Here is a 3,446-nt window from a genome sequence, read left to right as displayed (position 1 = left end):
GCCTGGGGCCGTTGCCGCCGCTGCTGGCGCTGCTGCGGCCCGCGGTGGGAGTGTCGGGGAAGTTGATGCGCATCCGTTTCTTCAACGCCTCCAGCTCCGGGGCCAAGGTCGGTTGTGGCGTCTCTTCTCCGCGCATCGCGCGCCCGATCCTTTCGACCTCCCAGCGGGCGGCTTCCAGGGCGTCCTGGTGCTTGAACGGCACGTCCAATGCCTCCCGGGTGTCGCCGACTTCCTGCCGGGCGGAGGCCAGTCGTGCTTCGCGTTTGGTGACTTCCTCTGGCAGTGCCCGTACCTGATTCTCCAGGCGCTGGATCATCCCCACGTTCGGATTCAATGACGTCGCGCGGGTGACTTCCACGGCCACGCCGGGGGCGTCGTCGATGCGCAACTCCACCGGGGACGCGCCCAGATCGGCCAGGTTCCCCGGCCGCTGCACCACCCGGATGTCGTGGCCACCAATGGCGCCGGCGACACCGAGGTCAATCTCCCCGCCCCGGGCGCGCGAGGTGGCGTGCACTCCAGCCCACCGTTGCCACGCTTCCGCCGCGTCGGTGCGCTTGTCGTAGGTGGCCCCGTCGATGGTCATCCGAAACCGTTCACCGCCGAGCTCATCGGTGGTCCGCTGCGCGGCCGCGCGGAGCACGGGGATCTCCTGCTCGAGTGCGTCGGCGCGCGACTGGGCGGCGTCTTTGCGGAACACCAGCGAGGACTGGTTGCGGTGCCAGGCCCGGTTCAACCGCTCCAACCGGGTCAGCTCCTGATCAGCTTTCGACTTCTCCAGGATCAGCGGGTTGCCGCTGGAGATCGCTTTCACTTCGGCGAAGGACAAGGTGTTGTCCCCGACGTCCTCGATCTCGCGCATGTCCAGGCGCCCGCGCATGATCTGATCGATGAACTTCGACTTCCGCTCCAGCGTCTGCCACATGAAGGTATCGAAGGACCCCTTCGTCACCACCTGGGAGATCGCGACCTCCGGGTTCTGGTTGCCCTGCCGGATGATCCGCCCGTGCCGCTGTGCGACATCGGCCGGGCGCCACGGGGCGTCCAGGTCCACCAGGTGCACCGCCCTCGCCTGGATGTTCGTGCCCACCCCCATCTTCTGCGTGGACCCGATCAACACCGCCACCTCCCCGGTGCGCGCGGCCGAGAACAACCGACCCTTTTCCGCATCATTGCGGGCTTCGTGCATGAACCGGATCTTCTCCCCCGGCACCCCACGCTCAGCCAACTGGGCGCGCATCTCGTCGTAGACGTTCCAGTTCTCCGACGGGGTGCCCAGGTCGCAGAACACGATCTGCAGGCCACCCCGGGTGGGGTGCTCCTCCCCGGTCGAGGGATCCGTGAACACGTCCTCGCGGTGCTCCTCGTACACCCGGGCCATCAGGTCCGCGGCAGCACTGATCTTTGTCTCCGCCACGACCGAGCCCAACTCCGGGTCGACCAGGCGCAGGTCCAGGGCGGCCTTGCGCCCGTCGGAGCTGATCTTGAGCATGTTGTCCTCGGTCGGGGGCACCAACCGGGCCTGGATCGCCTCGGCGCGGCGGCCGATCTCCGCGATGTAGTCCTGCAGCTGTGCCGAGGCTTCAACCGGGACCATGCGCGGCAGTCGCTTCCCGTCCTCCCGCACCACCAGATCCGGGGTGGGCAGCTGCAGGTCCTCGGCGGTCTTCACGTCGGCGAAGGTGTGGAACATCTTCAGCAGCTCCGGGACGTTCTGGAACTTCGCGAAGCGCTCCTTGAGCTTGAAGCTGTCCCCGCCGGCCACCGAGAGCTCCATCTCGGACACCACCTGACCGAAGGTCGCCGCCCAGGTGTCGAAGTCGTGGATCCCGGCCCGCTCCAACAGCTCCGGGCCGAGGTAGCGCTGCATCACGTACATCTCGGTGACCGAGTTGGCGATCGGCGTCGCGGTCGCCCCGGTGATCACCCGGTCCCCGTGCTGAGATCGGAGGTACTCCACCTTGGAGTGCAGGTCGCTGGCGCGCTTGGACCCGTCGATCGCCGCGTCCTGGATGTTGGAGGCGGTGTCGAGGTTCTTGTACTCGTGCAGCTCGTCCACCAGCAGGTAGTCGATGCCGGTCTGCTCGAAGGTGATTCCCGGATCCGTCGCCCGATCGGACTTGGCCTTGAGCTTCTCCTCCCTCGCCTGCAGGCGGGCTTCCATCCGCTTGATCGACATGGTGTCCGCCCCACTGGCCGCGGCCCGTTCATTGGCGGCCTCGAGCTCGGCCCGCTGGCGCCCCATCTCGGCCAGGTCGTAGGCGGCCTTGGACTCCTCCGAGAGCTCGATGCGCTCGAAGGCGGTGCGGGTCATGATGATCCCGTCCCAGTCACTGGCCGCCGCCCGGGCCACGAACACCCGCCGCTTGTCCCCGGCCAGATCTTCCGAGGACGCGGCGAGGATCTGCGCCTGGGGGTAGAGCTGCAGCCACTCCCGGGAGAACTGGTCCAGCATGTGGTTGGGCACCACGATCACCGGCTTGCGCGCATCCCCAGCCGGCGCAGCTCCATCGCCCCGATGACCATCTCGGCGGTCTTGCCCGCCCCGACCTCGTGGAAGAGTCCCACCGAGGGCTCCGAGAGCATCCGCGCCACCGCCGCCCGCTGATGCGGGCGCGGGGTGAAGTTCTTCACCAATCCAGGGAACGTCAGGCGTTCCCCCTCGACCGTGTAGTCGCGCAGCACGATGGAGTTGAACCGCCGGTTGTACTCATCCACCAACCCGGCGCCCGCCCCGGGTCCTCCCACACCCACTCCCCGAACCGCTCCTGCATCAGCGACGCCTTCTCCTGGGCGGCCGTGGTCTCGGTGGCGTTGACCACCCGGCGATTGCCCTCCGGATCCAAGGGGTCAGGGTCGGTGACCTGCACCCGGCGCTGCTCCAACAGCTTCTTGAAGATGTCCCCGGCCGCCATTCGCTCGGTGCCCCAGTCATTGCGGGCGGCGAAGACATGCCGGCTGGCTTTCACATCCCAGTTCGCGCCGCTGATCCGGTCCACCCGGGCACTGGGGTCCTTGAGGAGGTGGCGCAGGAACTGCTCGTGGATCTGAGGGGACACCCACACGGCCCCGATCCGGGCTTCGATCTCATCGGCCCCCAGCGGGGCCGGCAGCACCGCCTCCAGGGCAGTCACGTTGGGCTGGAACCGGCCATCGGCGGCTGCCGCGGCCCGGGCGGCATCCAGCTTCTCGCGCACATCCCCGGACAGGTACTCCGCCCGGGTCTCATAGACCCCGTCCTCGCCGGGCACCTCGTAGACCAGCTCCCCCAAGGACTCCCGTGCCCCAGCCTCGTCGGTCCCCAGCAGCCGGGCGATATGGGGCAGGTCCACGGTCCCCAGGGTGTCCAGGGTGACGGCCAGGGCCTCATCGGGGGTGTCGACCCCGAGCACGGGGCGGCGCGGTTGCACCTGCCGCTCCGAGAGCAGGCCGGCCGCCACCGCGGA

Annotated in this window: 2 protein-coding genes and 1 pseudogene; all 3 read right to left on the bottom strand. The window is 68.5% G+C overall.

Annotated features, from left to right (window positions below; translation table 11 throughout):
• Positions 1–2,476, bottom strand: a 2,476-nt coding sequence (locus YO9_RS0113560) for a helicase-related protein (RefSeq protein ID WP_016997982.1), incomplete at its 3' end; no start/stop codon positions are given.
• The gene (locus YO9_RS18725; protein ID WP_016997981.1) at positions 2,473–2,685 is read right to left on the bottom strand and encodes a DEAD/DEAH box helicase family protein; all 213 of its coding nucleotides are present in this window, start codon (positions 2,683–2,685) and stop codon (positions 2,473–2,475) included. The genes YO9_RS18725 and YO9_RS0113560, both read right to left, overlap by 4 nt.
• A pseudogene (locus YO9_RS18720) lies at positions 2,649–3,446 on the bottom strand (helicase); the annotation flags it as partial. The pseudogene YO9_RS18720 and the gene YO9_RS18725, both read right to left, overlap by 37 nt.

Source organism: Kocuria atrinae C3-8 (assembly GCF_000286355.1).
GTDB classification, from domain to species: domain Bacteria; phylum Actinomycetota; class Actinomycetes; order Actinomycetales; family Micrococcaceae; genus Kocuria; species Kocuria atrinae_A.
This window is presented reverse-complemented; position numbering and strand designations above follow the sequence as displayed.